We start from the raw sequence: 18,790 nt of genomic DNA on the forward strand, positions 1-18,790 counted from the left end.
GCCGGTCGGCCTACAGGTGGGCCAGTTTGTAGAGCACGGGCGCGGCGGCTTTCAGCCGCTCCCACTCGTCCTCGTCGAGGCCCTCGGCGAGCTCCGCCAGCCAGGCGTTGCGCCGCCGACGGGACTCGTTGAGGATCTGCTCGGCCTGTTCGGTGCTGCTGACCACCACCTGTCGGCGGTCCTCCGGGTGCGGCTCGCGCCGTACCAGGCCCTTCTCCTCCAGCATCGCGATGATCCTGGTCATGGAGGGCGGCTGGACGTGCTCCTTGCGCGCCAGCTCGCCGGGCGTCGCCTTGCCGCAACGGGCAAGCGTGCCGAGCACTCCCATCTCGGTGGGGCTCAGCGACTCCTCGACCCTCTGGTGTCGCAACCGTCGGGCCAGGCGCATCGCGGACGACCGCAGCTGGCTGACCGCCACCAGGTCGTCCTCGGACATCTCGGGCATGTCCTTAGCCTACGTCATTACCAAAGCTAAAGAAAATTGATTTCGATCACGCCCGTCCGGGGGCGGTCGGGGCCGTCCCGGCGGTCAGTCCGCGCTGAGTTGGAAGGCCAGCCGGCCGAAGCGCAGGCGGTCGCCGGGGCGGACGACGGTGCTGCCGGCCAGGCGGCGGTCGTTGACGTAGGTGCCGTTGCTGGAGCCGAGGTCGTAGAGCACCCAGTCGCCGCCCTCGAAGCGCAGTTCGGCGTGCCGGCGGGAGACGGTCGCGTCGCCGAGGCGCAGGCCGGAACCGATCATCCGGCCGATCAGCAGCCGGCCGACGGCCGGGGCGGGCAGCTGCAGGCGGGTGAGCTGCTCGGCCTGCCAGGTCTGCCGCAGCCGGACGTTCAGCGCGGAGACCTTGGCGACGCTGCGCAGCAGCAGTCGGGAGACCGGGCCGTAGGTGCGCAGGTCGGCGACGACCTCGGCGAGTTCGGCGCGGCTGCGGGCGGTGAGCACCAGTTCCATCCGGCGGATGAAGGTGTCGTGGGAGAGCCGGCCGCTGCCGACGCCGTCCCGCAGGACTTCCAGCGCGCTGTCCCGCTCGCCCTGCGAGGGGCGGGCCAGTCCGGTGCCGAACTCCTGAGCGCTCATGGCGCGATTGTCGGCCGGGCGGGGCGCGACTGTCCAGCAGGTGGTGCGCCCCCGATCGTCACAGTCCTCAACTGCGCCCCCACCGGGCCTCTTTCGGCGAATTGACAGTCAACTCGCCCACCCCGCAAGGCCCCTCCTGGCAGGATCCGGCGCAGCACGATCCACCGCACGAGGGAGCACCGCCATGCCCGTGATCGCCGTGACCGGGCACATGGACCTCACCCCGGCCACCGCCCACGCGGTGCGCGCCGCCCTCGACGCCCTCCTCGCGCCTTACCCGACCGGGGAGTTGACGGGCGTGTCGTGCCTCGCGCCGGGCGCCGACACGCTGTTCGCGGACGCCGTCCTGGCCCGCGGCGCCCGACTGGTCGCCGTGCTGCCGAGTCCGTCCTACCCCGGTCCGGGGGCCGGGTCCGACTTCGCCCGGCTGCGGGCCGCCGCCGACCGGGTGCTGGTGCTGCCCGCGGCCGTGCTCGACGACGCCGCCTACGTCGCCGCCAACGTCGAACTGCTCGCGCTGGCGGACGAGTTGGTCGCGGTCTGGGACGGCGGGCCGGGCAACGGCCCGGGCGGGACGGCCGACATGGTCGCCGCCGCCCGGGCCGCGGGGATACCGGTGCGGGTGATGTGGCCGTCCGGCGCGGCCCGCGTCGGACGCTGAACCCGCCCGGGGGTTCCGGGCGGGTTCGGGCCGAACGCCGAACACCGCACGGCGAGCGCCGAACGGCGTTACGGCTAACGGCGTTACGGCTCCAGGCGGTTCGGGCCGCGGAACAGGAAGACCGCGTCCCGGATCGACGGCAGCCCGAGTGCCAGCATCAGCACCCGGCCGAGGCCCAGTCCGAAGCCGCCGTGCGGGGGCATGCCGTAGCGGAAGCAGTCCAGGTAGCGGCCGAGCGCGCCCTCCGGGCTCGCGTCCATGCCCTTCTCCCGGGCCTGCGCGACGAGTTGGCCGTGCCGGTGCTCGCGCTGCGCGCCGGTGGTGATCTCCACGCCCTTCCACAGCAGGTCGAAGGAGTCGGTGACGCCCGGGTCGTCGGCGGGCCGGCGGTGGTAGAACGGCCGTACCGAGGCCGGGAACCGGGTGACGAACACGAACTCGTGCCCGTACTCCTCGGCGACCAGCGCGCAGAGCAGCCGCTCGCCCTCCGGGTCCAGGTCCTCCCGGACGCCCTCCCGGTCCCAGCCGGCGGCCCGCAGCTTCGCCGTCGCCTGCGCCATGGTCAGCCGGGGGAAGGGGAGTTCGGGCACCACGACGCGGGTGCTGCCGCACTGCTCGATCTGCTCGCCGTGCCGTTCGGCGACCCGCTCCAGCACCCGGTGCAGCATCCGCTCAAGGAAGGACATCACGTCCTCGACGGCGTCGATCCACGCCAACTCGACGTCCACGCCGGTGAATTCGGTGGAGTGCCGGGAGGTGAAGGAGGGCTCGGCGCGGAACACCGGGCCGATCTCGAAGACCCGGTCGATGCCGGCGGCGATCGCCATCTGCTTGTAGAACTGCGGCGATTGGGCGAGGTACGCCGTCCGGTCGAAGTACCCGACCCGGAACACCTCGGCGCCGGACTCGGAGGGCGTGCCCATCAGCTTCGGCGTGTGCAGTTCGGTGCAGCCCTCCTCGGCCGCGACCTCGCGCATCGCCTGCTCGACGGTGGTCTGCACCTCGAACACCAGCCGCCGCTGCGGGCTCCGCAGGTCCAGGAAGCGCCAGTTCAGCCGCTGTTCCGGCCCGGTCCCGGCGTCGATCGGCAGGCCGGGTTCGGCGGCCGAGACCACCTCGATCCGCTCCGGCACGATCTCCAGGCCGCCGAGCTTGACGATCGGGTTGGCGACCACCTTCCCGGTGATCTCCACAGCCGACTCCGGGGTCAGGCCGCGCAGCAGCTCGTCCAGCCGGTCCCCGTCACCCCCGCGCCGGTGGGTCACCTGCACCATTCCGGTGTGGTCCCGCACCACCACGAACTGCACTCTGCTCTGCAGCCGCAGCGTGTGCACCCACCCCTTGACCGTCACCGTCGAGTCCACCGCGGACCCCAACGCACCGACGAGGGTTCGTACCATGATCAGCAACTCCCTGGGTTGCGGACGCGTTGTTCGCGCCACAAGAAGAGCGGTAAACAGCCGCCCGAGGACGCGCCCACGGTAGCCGCCCGCCCACCCGCCACACCTCCGGTTTTCCCGGCCGAGACACCTCCCCGGGCCTCCGCAGCGGCCGTAGGATGGCCCGACTCGGCTGTGGCAAGGGGGAGTTGACGGCCGACCGGCGATACGTGTGCAGCTGGGGAGGTCGCCCGATGGGCGAGGACGCATGGGACCGGCCGACGGTGCGGCCGCAGACCCTGGAAGGGCTGATCGACCTGGTCGGCCACCAGATCGAGGTGGCGACGCTGCCCCGGGCGCAGACGCCCGTCCGGCAGCTGGTGGTGTACGACCCGCTCGACCGGCCGATCGGCCGGGGCGACCTGGTGGTCGCCGCCGGCCTCGACTCGGACAGCGCCGAGGCCGAGAACCTGCTGCGCACCGCCGGGGCGGCCGAGGCCGCGGGCGTGGTGCTGCGCGAGAACCGCAACCCCGACCGCAAGCAGCAACTGGCGGCGCTCGCCGAACAGGCCGGGACGGCGCTGCTGTTCCGCGCCACCTGGATGACCTGGCCGCGACTGATCAACACCCTGGGGGCCGCCGCAGCGATCGGCCCCGTCCCCGACAGCGCCAATGTGCCGCTCGGCGACCTCGGCAAGCTGGCCCGGCTGATCGCCGCCCAGGTGCAGGGCGCGGTGACCATCGAGGACCCCGACTCCCGGGTCCTCGCGCACTACGCGGAGAGCGCCGAACTCGACCCGATCCGGATCCACACCATCTCCACCGGGCAGGTCCCCGAGGAACGGCGCCGGGCGATGACCGAGGACGGCTTCTTCAAGGAACTCTGGTCCAGCAAGAAGGTGTTGCACCGCCGCGCCACCGACCGGATCCCGGAGCGGATGGCGGTGGCGGTCCAGGTCGGCGACGAACGCCTCGGCTCGATCTGGGTCGCCGCGCTGAACGGGCGCACCCTCCAGGACAGCGCCGTCGACGCCCTGCAGGTCGCCGCCCGGCTGGCCGCCGCCCACCTGCTGCACCACCACTCCCGGCACCACGGCCACAGCGAACTGCTCGCCGAGGCCACCCGCGCGGTCCTCGACGGCCGCGGCTCCGGCGCCCTGCTCGCCCGGCACAGCGGCCTGCCCGCCGACAGCCGCTGCGCCGTCCTCGCCGTCGGCGTCGACGGCCCCCTCGACGACGACCTGCGGGTCCGGCTGGCCCGGCACGCCGGCTGGCACCCCGCCGGACCCGGCCGCAGCTCCCTGCTGCTGCCCTGCGAGCGCGGCGTGCTGATCCTGCTGGCCGGCCTCGCCGCCGACCCGCCCACCGCCGAACTCCAGGTCGCCGACTACGGCCACCGTCTGGCCGCCGACCTGACCGCCCATCTGAAGACCCGCGTCCTCGTCGGCCTCGGCCCCGTCCAGGACCGCCTCGACCACGCCTCCCGCTCCCGCGAGTCCGCCGAACTCGCCCTCAGCGGCCTGCTGTTCGGGCGCGCCGCGCTCGACCACGCCACCGTCGACGAGGTCGCCGACGCGGTGGCCCTGTGGCACGTCCTGGAGACCCTGCGCGACCTGCCGCTGCCGGTCCGGACCTCGGTGTTCCGGCTGGTCGAGGACGCCGGGCAGAAGGGCGACCGCAGCCTGTTGGACGCCCTGCGCGCCTACCTGGAGAACTCCGGCGAACTCGGCCGCGCCGCCGACTCGTTGGGCGTGGCCCGGACCACCTTCTCCGACCGCTTCCACAAGAAGGTCCTGAAGATCGCCCGCCTGAAGGTCGCCGATCCGGACGCCCGCCTGCTCGCCCACCTCCAACTGCGGCTGCTGGACCACGAGTCCGGCCGGACCACCGCGCCCTGACACCGTTTCGGACCGCCGAATCCGTGCCCGGACACCGATTCGCCCCCGCCCGCCCGCCGCCCGTCCGCCCGCACACCCCCGACCCGCCCGGACCGTCGCCCCGCACCGGCCCCACCCGAACGGGCACGGCCCGCGGTGCGCGCGCCCGTCGCACCCGCCGAAACCCGGCGCGGCGGGCACAGACACGGCGGCACCCCGAACCGCACGCTGGAACCACGGCCCGGAACGCCATCGGGCCCGGTCCCCTTCCTGCCGACCTCGCGCGGAGCGTGCCCCATGACCGACCACCAGCCCCTGATCGGCGCCGAGCGCCGCGAACTCATCCTCCGCGCCGCCGTCCGCGACGGCCTGCTCGACCCGGAGGACACCCCGCTGGCCGCCTTCCTCGACCTGGACGCCGTCACCGAGACCGTGGCCGCGCTGCACGCCGCCTTCCCCGCCCGGCTCGACGTGCTGCACGCGTTCGCCGCCAAGGCCAACCCGCTCGGACCGGTGCTGCGCCGGCTGCGCGGCCTCGGCATGGGCTGCGAGGTCGCCAGCCCCGGCGAGTTCGCGCAGGCCCTGGCGGCCGGCTTCGCACCCGACCGGATCGTGCTGGACTCCCCCGCCAAGACCCGCCGTGAACTGGCCCTCGCGCTGGACCTCGGCGTCGCCGTCAACCTCGACAACTGGCAGGAACTCGCCCGCGTCGACGAGCTGCTGGCCGGCCGCCCCACCACGTCCCGGATCGGCGTCCGGATCAACCCGCAGGTCGGCGGCGGCAGCATCGCGGCGATGAGCACCGCCACCGCCACCTCCAAGTTCGGCATCCCGCTGGCCGACCCCGGCAACGCCGACCGGCTGGTCGACGCCTTCCGCGCCCGCCCCTGGCTGACCTGGCTGCACTGCCACATCGGCTCCCAGGGCGTGGACCTGTCCCGGATGGCGGCCGGCGTCGGCGCGACCGTCGACTTCGCCGAACGCGTCAACCGGGAACTGGGCCGCCGCCAGGTCACCGGCATCGACCTCGGCGGCGGCCTGCCGGTCAACTTCGCCGACGACCGGATCACGCCCGGCTGGGACGCCTACGTCGAGCAGCTCCGGCACCACGCCCCCGCGCTGTTCGGCGGCGACTACCGGCTGGTCACCGAGTTCGGCCGGTCCGTGCTGGCCAAGGCCGGCTTCCTCGCCTCCCGGATCGAATACACCAAGACGGCCGGCGGCCGGGCCATCGCCGTCGGCCACGCCGGCGCCCAGGTCGCCACCCGCACCGTCTTCATGCCCGACAGCTGGCCGCTCCGGATCACCGCCCACTCCCCGTCCGGCGCCGCCAAGCAGGGCCCGCTCGTCCCGCAGGACGTGGCCGGCCCCTGCTGCTTCGCCGGCGACCTGGTCGCCCGCGCCCGCCCGCTGCCCCTGCTGGAGCCCGGCGACCTGGTCTGCCTCCTCGACACCGGCGCCTATTACGCCAGCCACCACTTCAGCTACAACTCCCTCCCCGAACCCCCCGTCCACGGCGCCCGCACCGACTCCACCGGCGCCGTCCGGTTCGAGACCCTCCGCCCCGCCCAGACCGTCGACGACCTGGTCACCCGCACCCTCGGCTGACCCACCGCCCGAAAGGAGAACCGTCCATGCCCCGCACCCGCCCCTCCCCGCCCGCCGACCGCACCATCCTGATCGTCGTCGTCCTCGTCCTCACCACCACCCTCCGCCTCACCGGCGACCTCGACCCCCTCCCCCTCCTCACCACCGCCGCCCTCCTCGCCCGCCGCCTCGCCCCACGCTGACCCGCCCCCGGGAGACAGCAGACGGCCCTCCCCCGCAGTCGCGGGAGAGGGCCGTCGGGCGACCTGGGGGTCAGAGCAGGCCGAGGGCCGGCATCAGGTAGTAGAAGGCGAAGACCGCGGCGACGCAGTACATCGGGATCGGGACGGTGCGGGCCCGGCCGGCCACCACGCGGAGGAGGCAGAAGGCGATGAAGCCGAAGCCGATGCCGTTGGTGATGGAGTAGGTGAACGGCATCATCGCGATGGTGAGGAAGGCCGGCATCGCGATGGTGTAGTCGGACCAGTCGATGTCCTTGATGGAGTTCGCCAGGATCAGGAAACCGACGGTGACCAGCGCGGGGGTGGCGGCCTGGGCCGGGACCATGGTCGCGAGGGGGGTGAGGAAGAGGGCGACCATGAAGAGCGCGCCGGTGACGACGGAGGCGAAGCCGGTGCGGGCGCCCTCGCCGACGCCGGCGGTGGACTCGACGAAGCAGGTGTTCGCGGAGGAGGAGGTCGCGCCGCCGGCCGCGGTGGCGATGCCGTCGATCATCAGGACCTTGTTGATGCCGGGCAGGTCGCCCTTCTCGTCGAGCAGGTGGGCCTCGTCGGCGACGCCGAGGATGGTGCCCATCGCGTCGAAGAAGCAGCTCATCAGCACGGTGAAGACGAACAGGATGCCGGTCAGCACGCCGACCTTGGAGAAGCCGCCGAACAGGCTGACCTGGCCGACCAGGCCGAAGTCGGGAGTGGCGACGGGGTTGCCGGGCCAGGCCGGGACGGTGAGGCCCCAGTGCTCGGGGGCCAGGTCCGCGAACTGCTGGATGATCACGGCGGCGGCGGTCATCACGGCGATCGAGATGAGGATCGCGCCGGGCACCTTGCGCACGACCAGCGCCATGGTGAGCAGCAGGCCGACGATGAAGATCAGGACGGGCCAGCCGTGCAGGTGGCCGCCGGCGCCGAGCTGGAGCGGGACGGTGGTGTGGGCGGCGTCCGGGATGCGGGAGACGAAGCCGGAGTCGACCAGGCCGACCAGGGCGATGAACAGGCCGATGCCGATGGCGATGGCCTTGCGCAGCCCGAGCGGGACGGCGTTCATGACGCGCTCGCGCAGACCGGTGGCGACCAGCAGCATGATCGCGAAGCCGGCCAGCACCACCATGCCCATGGCGTCGGGCCAGGTCATCTTGGGGGCGAGCTGGAGCGCCACGATGGTGTTGACGCCCAGGCCCGCGGCGAGGCCGATCGGAACGTTGCCGATGACGCCCATCAGCAGGGTGGTCAGACCGGCGGTGAGCGCGGTGGCGGTGACCAGCTGGGCGCTGCTGAGGTGGGCGCCGTTCATGTCCGTGGCCGAGGCCAGGATGATCGGGTTGAGCACCAGGATGTACGCCATGGTGAAGAACGTGGCGACACCACCGCGGATCTCACGGGGCAGCGTGGAGCCGCGCTCGGAGATTCTGAAGTAGCGGTCCAGCGCGCCGGACGAGGGCTTCGGCGCGTTCTGGGAGGGCTCGGGCGACGCGGTGGTCGACTGGGCCTGAGACATTCGGGCGTCCTCGATCGGGTGAGGCAAGGGTGGGGGGAGTTTCAGTATGGCGATCCCCGTCGTGGACGCGCCATCTTCGCGCGTAGAGCGAGGCCCTTACGATCGGCATCGATCGAATACGAAAGAGCCGCTGCCGGTCCCGGTCCGACCGGACCCCCGCCACCCGCCCGGACCCGCCCCGTACCCTAGGCGCATGCCCAAGACCGCGCTGCGCTCCGCCCCCCCGCCGCTAGAGGCGAACGACGTCGCCATTGTCGGCACCGGCACGGTGCTGTGGTTCGTCGCTTTCGTGGTGCTGCTGCCGTTCCAGGGCTGGCTTTCCGACCACGGCCACGGCAACTGGCCGTGGGTCTGCCTGTCCGGCGGCCTGCTCGGCCTGCTCGGCCTGAAGTACTGCCGGGCCCGCCGGGACGCGATCCGCCGCGCCCGCGCCGCCGAGGCGGCGCAGACCACCGACGCCACGCCGTAGGCAGCGGCCCGGGGACGGTGTGAGCTGACACTCGTCCGGCACGAAACGGCCGAGGCGGGGCGCACTGCTCAAATCGCCCACCTAGAGTCGGTGCCATGACGCACCCAGCGGAAGGCACTGCTCCTGCGAGCCCCGGCTCGCACCCCTCCGGCGCGGGCGGGGCCTACCACCCCGGCCTGACCGGGGCCGAGGTGGCGGAGCGGATCGCCCGCGGGCAGGTCAACGACGTGCCGGTGCGTTCCAGCCGCTCGGTGCGGGAGATCGTCCGCGCCAATGTCTTCACCCGGTTCAACGCGATCATCGGCGTGATGTTCGGCATCATCCTGGTGGTCGGACCGATCCAGGACGGCCTGTTCGGCCTGGTAATCGTCGCCAACACGGCGATCGGCATCATCCAGGAGCTGCGCGCCAAGAAGACCCTGGACAGCCTGGCGCTGATCGGCGAGGCCCGCCCGCAGGTGCGGCGGGACGGCGCGGCCGTCCAGGTCGCCACCGGCGAGATCGTGCTGGACGACACAGTGCTGCTCGGCATCGGCGACAAGGTCGTGGTGGACGGCACGGTCACCGAGGCGGACGGCCTGGAGATCGACGAGTCGCTGCTGACCGGCGAGCCGGACGCGGTGCACAAGCGCCCGGGCGACCACGTGATGTCGGGCTCGTTCGTGGTGGCCGGCGCGGGCGCGTTCACCGCGACCAAGGTCGGCCGGGAGGCGTACGCCGCCAAGCTCGCCGAGGAGGCCAGCCGGTTCACCCTGGTCAAGTCGGAGCTGCGCACCGGCATCGACCAGATCCTGCGGATCATCACCTACCTGCTGATCCCGACCGCGCTGGGCCTGATCGTCAGCCAGCTCGCAGTGCAGCGCAACGACTGGCAGGAGGCCGTCCGGCGGATGGTGGCCGGCATCGTGCCGATGGTCCCGGAGGGCCTGGTGCTGCTGACCTCGGTGGCCTTCGCGATCGGCGTGATCCGGCTGGGCCGCAAGCAGTGCCTGGTCCAGGAGCTGCCCGCGATCGAGGGCCTGGCCCGGGTCGACACGGTCTGCCTGGACAAGACCGGCACCCTCACCGAGGGCGGCATGGACCTGATCGACCTGCGTCCGATCGGCGACGCGTCCAAGACCCGGGTCGCCGAGGCGCTGGGCGCGATCGGCGCGGCCGACACCCGCCCGAACCCGAGCATGCAGGCCGTCATCGACGCGTACGGGCCGCCGGAGGAGGGCCGCTGGCGGGTGCTGGAGGCGATCCCGTTCTCCTCGGCCCGCAAGTGGAGCGGAGTGCAGCTGCTGGAGCCCGACGGCGCCGAGGGCAGCTGGCTGCTGGGCGCCCCCGACATCCTGCTGCCGGCCGGGCACCCGGCGCTGGCCGAGGTCGACGAGCTCGGCGCGAAGGGCCTGCGGGTGCTGCTGCTGGGCCGCAGCCCGCTGCCGCTGGACGACCCCGACCCGGCCGCGCAGCTGGAGCCGCTGGCCCTGCTGGTGCTCCAGCAGCGGGTGCGCGAGGACGCCGCGGACACCCTGCGCTACTTCCGCTCGCAGGACGTCCGGGCGAAGGTGATCTCCGGCGACAGCGCGGTGTCGGTCGGCGCGGTCGCCGCGCACCTGGGCCTGCCCGGCGCGGAGACCGCCACCGACGCCCGGACGCTGCCCACCGACCCCGAGCAGCTGGCCGAGGTCGCCGACCGCACCGCGGTGTTCGGCCGGGTCACCCCGCAGCAGAAGCGGGCGCTGGTCGGCGCGCTGCAGTCGAAGGGCCACACGGTGGCGATGACCGGCGACGGCGTGAACGACGTGCTGGCGCTGAAGGACGCGGACATCGGCGTGGCGATGGGCACCGGCTCGGACGCGACCCGGGCGGTCGCGCAGATCGTGCTGCTGGACGACCGGTTCGCCACCCTGCCGTCGGTGGTCGCCGAGGGCCGCCGGGTGATCGGCAACATCGAGCGGGTGGCCGGGCTGTTCCTGGTGAAGACCGTGTACTCGGTGCTGCTGGCGCTGCTGGTGGTGTTCACCCAGGTCCCGTACCCGTTCCTGCCGCGGCACTCGACGGTGCTGTCCTCGCTGACCATCGGCATCCCGGCGTTCTTCCTGGCGCTGGCGCCGAACAACGAGCGGGCCCGCACCGGCTTCGTGCGGCGGGTGCTGCGGCTGGCCGTCCCCGGCGGCATCATCTGCGGCACCGCCACCTTCGTGGCGTACGCGCTGGCCCGCGCCGACCACGACACGGCACTGAAGGCGGACACCTCGGTCGCCACCCTGACGCTGTTCATCACCGCGATCTGGGTGCTGGCGATCGTCGCCCGCCCCTACACCTGGTGGCGGCTGCTGCTGATCGGCACCATGGCCGGCGCGTTCTCGCTGGTGCTGGTGGTGCCGTGGCTGTCCGACTTCTTCCAGCTCCAGCTGGTCGGCTGGCGCGACCCGCTGATCGGCGTGGCGATCGCCGTGGTCGCCGGGTGCCTGCTGGAGGTCACCTCGCGGGTGTTCATCGAGAAGAAGGAGGCCGACGCGGCGGCGTAGGCCTCCCCCTCCCGGGGCGTCACTCGTAGTCGCGCGCCGCCAGCAGTTCGTAGGCCCGGTCGGGTTCGGTGAGCGCGGCGAGGATCTCGAACCGGCGGTGCCACTGCTGGACGGACCAGGCCAGGCCCGCGGCCAGGCCCTCGGGCGTGGCGGCGTGCAGCAGACCGGGCACCGGCGGGACGTCGAACTCTCCCCCAGGCCTGGCGGGCTGGGAGGTGCCCCCACCCTCGTCCCACTCCTCGACGTCCTCCGGGTCGTAGGGCAGCTCCGGCGCGGTGGCGGCGGTGTCCCAGCGCCAGTCCACCCGGGCGTCCTCGCCGTCGGGGCCGACCACCAGCAGTTCCTCGTGCTCCTCGTACACGGCGGGGCAGCCGGGGAGCAGCTCGCGGACCACCGCGGGGGTGCGGTGCAGGGTGCCCTCGGAGAGCACCCGGCCGCCGGCCACCTCGCTGGCGAGCGAGACGTGCAGGCGTTCGGCCAGGGCGGGGGCGAGCCCGGGGTGGACCGGCAGCACCGGGTGGTCGTGCAGCAGCTCGACCAGGTCGGGGGCGTCGGCGACGACCGCGGCGGTGGAGTCGACGATCACGGTGCGGTCGTCCCGGCGGCCGGTGCCGTCGTCCAGCGGGGCCAGCGCCCGCACCACGTCCAGGGCCTCCACCCGCTCGGCCGGGAGGGCCGCCAACGCGCTGTAGATGCCGTGCAGTTGACGGTGGGTGACGTCGGACAGCGGGTCGGTGAGGCGGTCGATCAGCTCCTCCGGGCCGTGCGGCTCGGCGAGCAGCGCGGCCAGCGTGGTGCGCACCCCGAGGGCGTGCAGGAACTGCGGGTCCAGGTTCGTCCGGGCCTCGTCGTACAGGCCGCGCAGCAGCGGGTCGGCGCCGGCCGCGCGCAGGCCGGCGGGCTCCCGGCCGTCCAGCACGGGGTGGTCGCGCAGCCACCAGGCGGTGTACGGCGGCAGGTCGGTGTAGGTGCCGTCGGGCAGCAGGGTGCGGACGGGCGTCACCACCGCGTCCCGGTACGGGGGGCGGGCGAGCAGCGCGAGCGCCTGAGGCCAGGCGTCGTCGGCGACCAGGTCGAGGTCGCGGACGGCGAGCAGTTCGGCGGCCACCGGCGGGACGCCCAACTCGGCCGCGTCGTCGGCGTGCAGGGACTCCAGGGCGTCCTCGCACCAGTCGGCGAGGCCGTCGGGGGCCTCGTCGATCAGGCCGGTCGGGGCGCCGCCGGCGGCGCGGTCGGCGGGGGCGGTCGGGTCGAGCCGCTCCAGGTCGTCGGGGTCGAGGACGACGTCCTCGGCGCGCACCAGGGTGAAGGCAGTGAGCACGCCGGCCGCGGCCAGCACCTCGGGGCCCCAGCGCTCCAGCAGGTCCTCGTCCACGAACGCGGCGTCGTCCTCGCCCGCCAGGTTCGCCAACGGGCTGTCGGGGAGCAGCAGTTCGCCCGCGCGGGCGAGTTCGCCCTCGTCGTCGGGGAGCGCCAGCCGGGCCAGCCACGGGTGCTCGCCGGGGGCCGGCGCGGCGGCCTTCACCAGCGCCAGCACGGCGTCCGCGAGGTCCACCGCGGCGTCGTAGTCGTCCTCGCCGAGCTCCAGCGAACGAGCGACGGCGGCCCGCAGCTCGGGGGTCTCCAGCAGGCCCGCGGGGGTGGCGGTGGCGGCGCCCAGCTTGGCCAGCAGCGGGTGCGCGGCCTCGGGGTGGGCCAGGCGCAGGTCCAGCAGGTCGAGGGCCTCGGCCAGCGACTCGGGGTAGCCCTCGAAGCCGGCCCAGTCGGCGGCGTCGGACGGCAGCAGGACCCGGCGCGGGCCGGTCACCGTACGGCCGTCGGCCAGCGGGACGGGCAGCGCGCCGAGCGCCTCCGGGTCGGCGCCGGCCAGCGCCGCGTACAGGCTCCGCCACCACGCGGGGTCGCGCTCCAGGCCGCCCAGCTGGTCGACCACCTCGGCCAGCGGGACCCGGCGCACCCGCAGCGTGCGCAGCTCGGTGCGGCGCTCCAGGCCGGCCGGCAGCAGGCCGGGGAAGATCGGTGCGAGCGCCTCCACCACCGAGTCGTCGGCGCCCTCCAGCAGCACCGCGTCCTGCGGGCGCAGCGCCGGGGTGCCCTCCTCGGTGCCGCGCGGGTGCGGCAGGAACGGCGTCCCGGGCAGGCGGTCCAGGATCGCGGTGCGCAGCGCGTTGTCGAGCGCGCCCCCGCCCAGCGGGGACGGCACCAGGTCCAGCGAGTGGACGTCCGCGCCGCGGGTGCGCAGCAGCTCGACGTACGCCTCGGCGGCGCGTTCCACCAGGAAGTCGGTCAGCGGGCCGGGCGCGACGTGCCGGCGGGTCGGGTCCAGCGGGAACGAGGCGATCAGCAGCGCCGGCACCCCGAGCGGCTCCTCGCTCGGCGTCGGCGCGTGCACCACGGCGGCGGTCCCGGGCCGCTGCGGACGCCCCTTCCCGTCCACCGGCACCGCCCAGGTCAGCGTCCACTGCGGCCGGGCCCGCTCCTCGGTGGTGCGGTCGGCCAGCAGCTCCGCCGACGCCGTGCCGGACGCGCCGACGGTCTGCCAGACGGTGCTGCGCTCCCCGTCGGTGACGGTGACGGTCGGCAGCTGTTCCGGCCGCGGCGGCTGCGCGCTGCGGGTGAGCGTGCGCACCCCGTCGGCGGTCTCCACGACCACCTCGGCCAGGCCCGGCAGGGTCAGCAGCAGCGCGTCGTCGACCGCCGCCAGCAGCCGGGCCGTCAGGTCCTCGGCGGCGCTGTCGCGCAGCGGCAGCACCACCACCGTGTGGTAGCCCTCCGGGGCCCGCCCCTCCGTCGCGAACGGCAGCCGGAGCAGCGGCACGTGCCCCTCACGGCGCGTCAGCTCCTCGGCCAGTTCCGGCCGTTCCTCGACCAGCGCGCGCGCCTCGGCCAGCGACCAGCGCACCCCGCCGGAGTGGCTCAGCACCGCGGGCTCGTCGCTGACGGCCAGCACCGCGGAGAACCCCACGCCGAACCGGCCCACCACCGGCCGCTCGTCCCCCCGCTTGGCGGACGCCCGCAGCGTGGACAGCGACTCCACCGCCTCGGCGTCCAGCGGCGCACCGGTGTTGGCCGCCGCCAGCACCCCGTCCCGCAGGGTCAGCCGGAGCCGGCCGACGACTCCCGCGCGGGCCGCCGCATCCGCGGCGTTCTGCGCCAACTCGACGATCAGCCGGTCGCGGTACCCGCCGAGCGCGAGCTCCTCCTCGGCGTTCGCGTCCTCCCGGAATCTCGCCGGTGCAGCCGTCCACGCCGCCAGCACGGTGTGCCGCAGCCGGGCCGTGTCGAAGACGTCCGGGCCCTCGGGGGACGCCGCGCTGCCGATGATCCGAGACTCCACGTGCCGAGCCGCCCTTCGTGTGGTCTGCGTAACGAGACGGCATTCTGCCAGGGGGGAAGGACGAGAGCGGGTGGGTGCGCAATCAGGGGCGCGTGGGGGTACCTCCCGGCCCGCCAGGTCTGGGAGGTACCCCCACGCGCCCCTGTCTTCGCGCCCGCCGGCCCTCGTTACGAGTGCCCGAGCTCCTCCGCGGGCGCGTCCGGTTCGACGGAGCCCGAGGTGCGGTCCGGGTGGATGTGCAGCGGCTCGACCACGGTCTCGTCGAGGATGAGCTCGGAGGGGACCGGCGGGGCCGGGAGGACCGCGGCCTCGGAGTGGGCGCCGCAGCCGTAGGCGAGCGAGACGACCTGGCCGTCGGCCGGGCCGAATTCGTTGCCGCAGACGCCGAAGGCCTGTCCGAGCGAGCCGCCGATCGGGATCAGGAAGCCGCAGGTGTTGCAGGAGGCGGGGGCGGACTGCGCCATGGGCGTCTGCGCCCCGTACGCCGTCTCCCAGCGTTCGGCGGCCTGGTGCAGGCCCTTCCGGGAGAGCACGCGGGGGCGGCCCAGGCCCAGCTCGTCGGCCACGGCGCCGATCTCGGCGCGGGCCGGCGGCGACTGGATGGCGCTCTCGGCGATCACCAGTTCCTCCTCGGCGGCTTCGACCAGCGCCGAGTTGGGGGCGGGCTCGTCCTCGCCGGTCCAGCCGGGCTCCAGGCGCAGGTCGTCCGCGCCGGTGGGGAGCAGGTCGCCGGGGCCGAGGTCGCCGGGCAGCAGGCGCTCGCTCCACGGCACCCACTGGGGGGCGAGGACGGCGTCGGCGCCCGGCAGCAGTGCCAGTTCGTCGAGGGTGACGTTCTTGGCGCGCGGGGCGCGGGCCACGGTCACCGCCCAGTGCCAGCCCCGGTAGGCCGGGTCGAGGCACTCGAAGGTGTGGGTGACCAGGCGCTCGGCGTCCGCGTTCGCCTTCACGTGGGAGCCGACGACGGACTCTCCGACGCTCTCCACAACTGCCTGGCGGGCGAGATCGACGGCCTCGGCACAGAGCCGGTCAGGGGTACGGCTTCGCATCGCAGCACTCACGGCGTCGGTTCTCTCCCAGTCCTGTCATTCTGCGGTCTGTCCCGAGACGGCCCCCGCTGGGCGGGCTCGCACCGGTTGCCGCTGCCACGTCTCCAGAGCAACCCCCGCGGACGCGGGACCGATCCATTCTGCTCGACCGGGGACCGCTCCGTGGCCGGGCCGCGCCGCCCCGGTCCGCCACCCCCTGCGCTGGCCGGGCAGGCGCGTAGTGCAGGCTACCCGCCGGTCGGCGGTGGAGCACAGTCCGGGGCCATGGGCGCGGGCGCGCCGTGCCGCGGGCAATCACTCGTACGGCGTGCGTTTGTCGGGCAGGATGGGCTTGTGGCGGAGGAGAACCCGCCGCAGCACGGACTGCGCCCCGGGCAGGACGAGAGTCGGCCGGAGCCGTCGGACGAGCCGCGGCAGCATCTCGCAGCCCCCGGCGAGCCGGAGGCGGACGAGCCGCGCCCGACGGCCGATCAGGACGGTTCGGAGCCGCCGACGGTGCGGACGCGCGGGGTGTGGGCGCGGGGCGCGTCGGCGGCGGGGGCGCGCACGGGGCGGGTGGTGCACGGCACGGGGCGGCGGATCCGGCGCGCGACGTCCGCGGAGGGCGCGGGCGAGTCGGGCCTGGCGAAGTTGATCGAGCTGCACGCGCTGAATTCGTTCGGCGACATGCTGATCACGGTGGCACTGGCGTCGACCATCTTCTTCTCGGTGCCGACCGGCGAGGCCCGCGGCCGGGTGGCGCTCTACCTGGTGATCACGATGGCGCCGTTCGCGCTGCTGGCGCCGGTGATCGGCCCGCTGCTGGACCGGCTGCCGAACGGCCGGCGTTCCGCGGTGGCGATGGCGATGCTGGCCCGGGCGGTGCTGGCGTGGGTGATGGCGGGTCTGGTGCCGGGCGGCGGGCTGGCGTTGTACCCGGCGGCGCTGGGGGTGCTGGTGGCGTCGAAGGCGTACGGGGTGGTGCGCAGCGTGGTGGTGCCGCGGCTGCTGCCGGCCCAGTTGTCGTTGGTGAAGGCGAACTCGCGGGTGACGCTGGCGGGCCTGGTGGCGACGCTGGTGGCGGGCGGGGTGGGCGGGCTGCTGCACCTGATCGGTCCGGGGTGGCCGCTGCGCGGGGCGTTCGCGGTGTTCGTGATCGGCACGCTGATGGCCTTTCACCTGCCGCCGCAGGTGGACTCGGCGAAGGGCGAGCAGCGGGCGGAGCTGCACGCGGAGCCGTCCGAGCCGCGCCCGAAGGGGGTGCTGCGGGCGGTCGGGCCGTCGGTGATCATGGCGCTGCGCGGGGTGGCGGGGCTGCGGTGGCTGGTCGGGTTCCTGGTGATGTTCCTGGCGTTCCTGATCCGCAAGAACCCGCCGAACGGCCTGCCGGAGACGGTGGCGCTGGGCATCGTCGCGGCGGCGGCGGGCCTGGGCAACGCGCTGGGCTCGGTGCTGGGTTCGTGGCTGCGCACCCGCGGCTCCGAGCTGACGGTGACGGTGATGCTGCTGCTGGCGACGCTGGCGGCGAGCGCGGCGGCGCTCTGGTACGGCGTGGTGACGGTGACGGTAGTGGCGGCGACGGCGGGCATGGCGGCGTCGTTGGCGAAGCTGGCGCTGGACGCGCTGATCCAGCGGGACGTGCCGGAGGCGGTGCGCACCTCGGCGTTCGCCCGCTCGGAGACGGCGTTGCAGCTGAGCTGGGTGGTGGGCGGCGTGGTGGGCATCTCGCTGCCGCTGAACGCGGTGCTGGGGCTGTGGCTGGCCGCGGGGGTGACGGCGGCGATGCTGCTGTGGACGTTCCGGTCGCTGCTGCGGGTCGGGCCGCACCGCTCGGCGGCGCGTCCGCGCGTGGCGTAACCTCGCGCGACTCGGGCACCCCGTTGTCATGTGATCACGGAAGGCGAGTAGCCTCTTGCGCATGAGCCTCAGCACCAGCGTCACCGCCGGACTCACCGCCGCCGCCGTCGTCGGCGCCGGTCTTGTCGGTTTCGGCGTCTTCCAGGCCGTGGACAACGGCAAGCCCCCCACGAACGAGGCCACGCTGGTCGTCGGCACCTCGTCGGTCCGCGCCGAGCCGACCTGCTACAACGGCGGCAAGGCGATCGCCGAGGCCGATCTCGCCAAGTGCGCGCAGCAGGCGGCGAAGGACTCCGAGGACAAGAAGCTCGCCAACCTGGACGTGCGGGCCAGCGACCGGGTCGGCGTGGGTGTGCCGAAGGACCTGGCGGACAAGGGCTGGTACGCGTTCACCGGCCAGGGCCAGAACCGCACGCCGATCATCGCCGGTGCCAGCGGCACCACCTACTCGCTCTCGCAGGCGGCCGCCGGCCTGATGAGCAGCGACGAGCGGACCATGGTGACGGTCGCCGCGGTCGACAAGGACACCAACGAGTACTACGCGGTGTGGTTCTTCAACATGAACAACCAGAAGAGCTGACGCACCGGTCGATGACCGCTGAGCGCCTTCCCGAGCAGTCCGGCCCCGCCGCCGGACTGCTCGTCGTCGTCGCCGTGCCCGCGGAGGCCGAGGCGGTCCGCCGCGGGCTGGGCGAGAACGCGCCGGTCGAGGTGCTGGCGGCGGGCGTCGGCCCGGCCGCGGCGGCGGCCGGCACGGCGGTGGCGCTGGCCCGCGGCCGGTTCCGGCTGGTGCTGTCGGCGGGCATCGCGGGCGGTTTCGCGCCCGCCGCGCCGATCGGGTCGCTGGTGGTGGCGGACGCCCTGGTGGCGGCCGATCTGGGCGCCGAGACCCCGGACGGTTTCGCCGACGTCGCCGAGCTGGGCTTCGGCACGGTGCGGCACGCGGTGCCGGACGGCGTGGTGAAGCTGGTCGCGGCCGCCACCGGCGGGGCGGTCGGCGAGGTGCTGACGGTGTCCACGGTGACGGGTTCGGCGGCGCGCGCCGAGCAGCTGAGGTCGCGTCACCCGCGGGCGCTGGCCGAGGCCATGGAGGGGTTCGGGGTGGCCGAGGCGGCTGCCCGTTCCGGGCTCGCGGCGGGGGAGCTGCGGGCCGTGTCCAACGCCGTCGGGCCGCGCGACCGCGCGGCGTGGCGGATCGGCGAGGCGCTGGCGGCCCTGGAGCGGGCCTTCGCGGCGCTGCCGGTGTCCCGTCTGCTCCAGGAGGTCTGAC

At 74.2% G+C, this 18,790-nt stretch carries 15 protein-coding genes; 9 read left to right on the forward strand and 6 right to left on the reverse strand.

Annotation, left to right across the window (positions count from 1 at the left end; all coding sequences use genetic code 11):
• Window positions 1-10: 10 nt before the first annotated feature.
• Both ACI1MP_RS17245 and ACI1MP_RS17250 read right to left on the reverse strand, forming a co-directional pair.
• Complete coding sequence (locus ACI1MP_RS17245; RefSeq protein ID WP_100587541.1) at window positions 11-445, reverse strand: MarR family winged helix-turn-helix transcriptional regulator; 435 nt, start codon at window positions 443-445, stop codon at window positions 11-13.
• An 84-nt stretch (window positions 446-529) separates the two neighbouring features.
• Entirely contained in the window at window positions 530-1,075 is a 546-nt protein-coding gene (locus tag ACI1MP_RS17250; RefSeq protein WP_100587542.1) for a DUF1707 and FHA domain-containing protein, read from the reverse strand.
• A 184-nt stretch (window positions 1,076-1,259) separates the two neighbouring features.
• Between ACI1MP_RS17250 and ACI1MP_RS17255 the strand changes: the two genes are divergently transcribed.
• On the forward strand, window positions 1,260-1,736 hold the full coding sequence (locus tag ACI1MP_RS17255) for a hypothetical protein (RefSeq protein ID WP_404868974.1): 477 nt from the start codon (window positions 1,260-1,262) through the stop codon (window positions 1,734-1,736).
• A gap of 83 nt (window positions 1,737-1,819) precedes the next feature.
• Here ACI1MP_RS17255 and aspS read toward each other — a convergent pair whose 3' ends face one another.
• Window positions 1,820-3,136, reverse strand: a complete 1,317-nt coding sequence (aspS, locus tag ACI1MP_RS17260) for an aspartate--tRNA(Asn) ligase (protein ID WP_404868975.1) — start codon at window positions 3,134-3,136, stop codon at window positions 1,820-1,822.
• 233 nt (window positions 3,137-3,369) lie between these two features.
• Between aspS and ACI1MP_RS17265 the strand changes: the two genes are divergently transcribed.
• From ACI1MP_RS17265 to ACI1MP_RS17275, 3 genes are all read left to right on the forward strand, one after another.
• A complete protein-coding gene (locus ACI1MP_RS17265; RefSeq protein ID WP_404868976.1) occupies window positions 3,370-5,013 on the forward strand; it encodes a helix-turn-helix domain-containing protein in 1,644 nt (547 codons plus the stop codon).
• Between the two features lie 276 nt (window positions 5,014-5,289).
• Entirely contained in the window at window positions 5,290-6,600 is a 1,311-nt protein-coding gene (locus tag ACI1MP_RS17270) for a hypothetical protein (RefSeq protein WP_100587546.1), read from the forward strand.
• Window positions 6,601-6,626: 26 nt separating this feature from the next.
• Entirely contained in the window at window positions 6,627-6,782 is a 156-nt protein-coding gene (locus ACI1MP_RS17275; protein WP_404868977.1) for a hypothetical protein, read from the forward strand.
• A gap of 70 nt (window positions 6,783-6,852) precedes the next feature.
• On the opposite strand, the gene ACI1MP_RS17280 is transcribed toward ACI1MP_RS17275, so the two are convergent.
• A complete protein-coding gene (locus ACI1MP_RS17280; protein WP_043915629.1) occupies window positions 6,853-8,313 on the reverse strand; it encodes an NCS2 family permease in 1,461 nt (486 codons plus the stop codon).
• Window positions 8,314-8,506: 193 nt separating this feature from the next.
• Here ACI1MP_RS17280 and ACI1MP_RS17285 point away from each other — a divergent pair, with 193 nt between their 5' ends.
• Entirely contained in the window at window positions 8,507-8,782 is a 276-nt protein-coding gene (locus ACI1MP_RS17285; RefSeq protein ID WP_404868978.1) for a DUF2530 domain-containing protein, read from the forward strand.
• Between the two features lie 95 nt (window positions 8,783-8,877).
• A complete protein-coding gene (locus ACI1MP_RS17290; protein WP_404868979.1) occupies window positions 8,878-11,298 on the forward strand; it encodes an HAD-IC family P-type ATPase in 2,421 nt (806 codons plus the stop codon).
• A 19-nt stretch (window positions 11,299-11,317) separates the two neighbouring features.
• On the opposite strand, the gene ACI1MP_RS17295 is transcribed toward ACI1MP_RS17290, so the two are convergent.
• Together ACI1MP_RS17295 and ACI1MP_RS17300 are read right to left on the reverse strand one after the other, a co-directional pair.
• Window positions 11,318-14,635, reverse strand: a complete 3,318-nt coding sequence (locus ACI1MP_RS17295; protein WP_380339858.1) for a sacsin N-terminal ATP-binding-like domain-containing protein — start codon at window positions 14,633-14,635, stop codon at window positions 11,318-11,320.
• A gap of 167 nt (window positions 14,636-14,802) precedes the next feature.
• Complete coding sequence (locus ACI1MP_RS17300; RefSeq protein WP_363476299.1) at window positions 14,803-15,684, reverse strand: DUF3027 domain-containing protein; 882 nt, start codon at window positions 15,682-15,684, stop codon at window positions 14,803-14,805.
• 495 nt (window positions 15,685-16,179) lie between these two features.
• On the opposite strand from ACI1MP_RS17300, the gene ACI1MP_RS17305 reads away from it, so the two are divergent.
• From ACI1MP_RS17305 to ACI1MP_RS17315, 3 genes are all read left to right on the forward strand, one after another.
• Window positions 16,180-17,520 (forward strand): MFS transporter, encoded by a 1,341-nt coding sequence (locus ACI1MP_RS17305; protein WP_100587642.1) that lies wholly within the window; start codon window positions 16,180-16,182, stop codon window positions 17,518-17,520.
• 61 nt (window positions 17,521-17,581) lie between these two features.
• Window positions 17,582-18,100, forward strand: a complete 519-nt coding sequence (locus tag ACI1MP_RS17310) for a hypothetical protein (RefSeq protein WP_380339854.1) — start codon at window positions 17,582-17,584, stop codon at window positions 18,098-18,100.
• A gap of 11 nt (window positions 18,101-18,111) precedes the next feature.
• Window positions 18,112-18,789, forward strand: a complete 678-nt coding sequence (locus tag ACI1MP_RS17315; protein ID WP_404868980.1) for a futalosine hydrolase — start codon at window positions 18,112-18,114, stop codon at window positions 18,787-18,789.
• Window position 18,790 lies beyond the last annotated feature (1 nt).

It is taken from the genome of Kitasatospora griseola (genome assembly GCF_044999035.1).
Lineage (GTDB): Bacteria > Actinomycetota > Actinomycetes > Streptomycetales > Streptomycetaceae > Kitasatospora > Kitasatospora griseola.

Coding starts and splice junctions, on each gene's coding strand:
- ACI1MP_RS17245 (WP_100587541.1), bottom strand. CDS start 445: ATGCCCGAGATGTCCGAGGACGACCTGGTGGCGGTCAGCCAGCTGCGG.
- ACI1MP_RS17250 (WP_100587542.1), bottom strand. CDS start 1,075: ATGAGCGCTCAGGAGTTCGGCACCGGACTGGCCCGCCCCTCGCAGGGC.
- ACI1MP_RS17255 (WP_404868974.1), top strand. CDS start 1,260: ATGCCCGTGATCGCCGTGACCGGGCACATGGACCTCACCCCGGCCACC.
- aspS (WP_404868975.1), bottom strand. CDS start 3,136: ATGGTACGAACCCTCGTCGGTGCGTTGGGGTCCGCGGTGGACTCGACG.
- ACI1MP_RS17265 (WP_404868976.1), top strand. CDS start 3,370: ATGGGCGAGGACGCATGGGACCGGCCGACGGTGCGGCCGCAGACCCTG.
- ACI1MP_RS17270 (WP_100587546.1), top strand. CDS start 5,290: ATGACCGACCACCAGCCCCTGATCGGCGCCGAGCGCCGCGAACTCATC.
- ACI1MP_RS17275 (WP_404868977.1), top strand. CDS start 6,627: ATGCCCCGCACCCGCCCCTCCCCGCCCGCCGACCGCACCATCCTGATC.
- ACI1MP_RS17280 (WP_043915629.1), bottom strand. CDS start 8,313: ATGTCTCAGGCCCAGTCGACCACCGCGTCGCCCGAGCCCTCCCAGAAC.
- ACI1MP_RS17285 (WP_404868978.1), top strand. CDS start 8,507: ATGCCCAAGACCGCGCTGCGCTCCGCCCCCCCGCCGCTAGAGGCGAAC.
- ACI1MP_RS17290 (WP_404868979.1), top strand. CDS start 8,878: ATGACGCACCCAGCGGAAGGCACTGCTCCTGCGAGCCCCGGCTCGCAC.
- ACI1MP_RS17300 (WP_363476299.1), bottom strand. CDS start 15,684: ATGCGAAGCCGTACCCCTGACCGGCTCTGTGCCGAGGCCGTCGATCTC.
- ACI1MP_RS17310 (WP_380339854.1), top strand. CDS start 17,582: ATGAGCCTCAGCACCAGCGTCACCGCCGGACTCACCGCCGCCGCCGTC.
- ACI1MP_RS17315 (WP_404868980.1), top strand. CDS start 18,112: ATGACCGCTGAGCGCCTTCCCGAGCAGTCCGGCCCCGCCGCCGGACTG.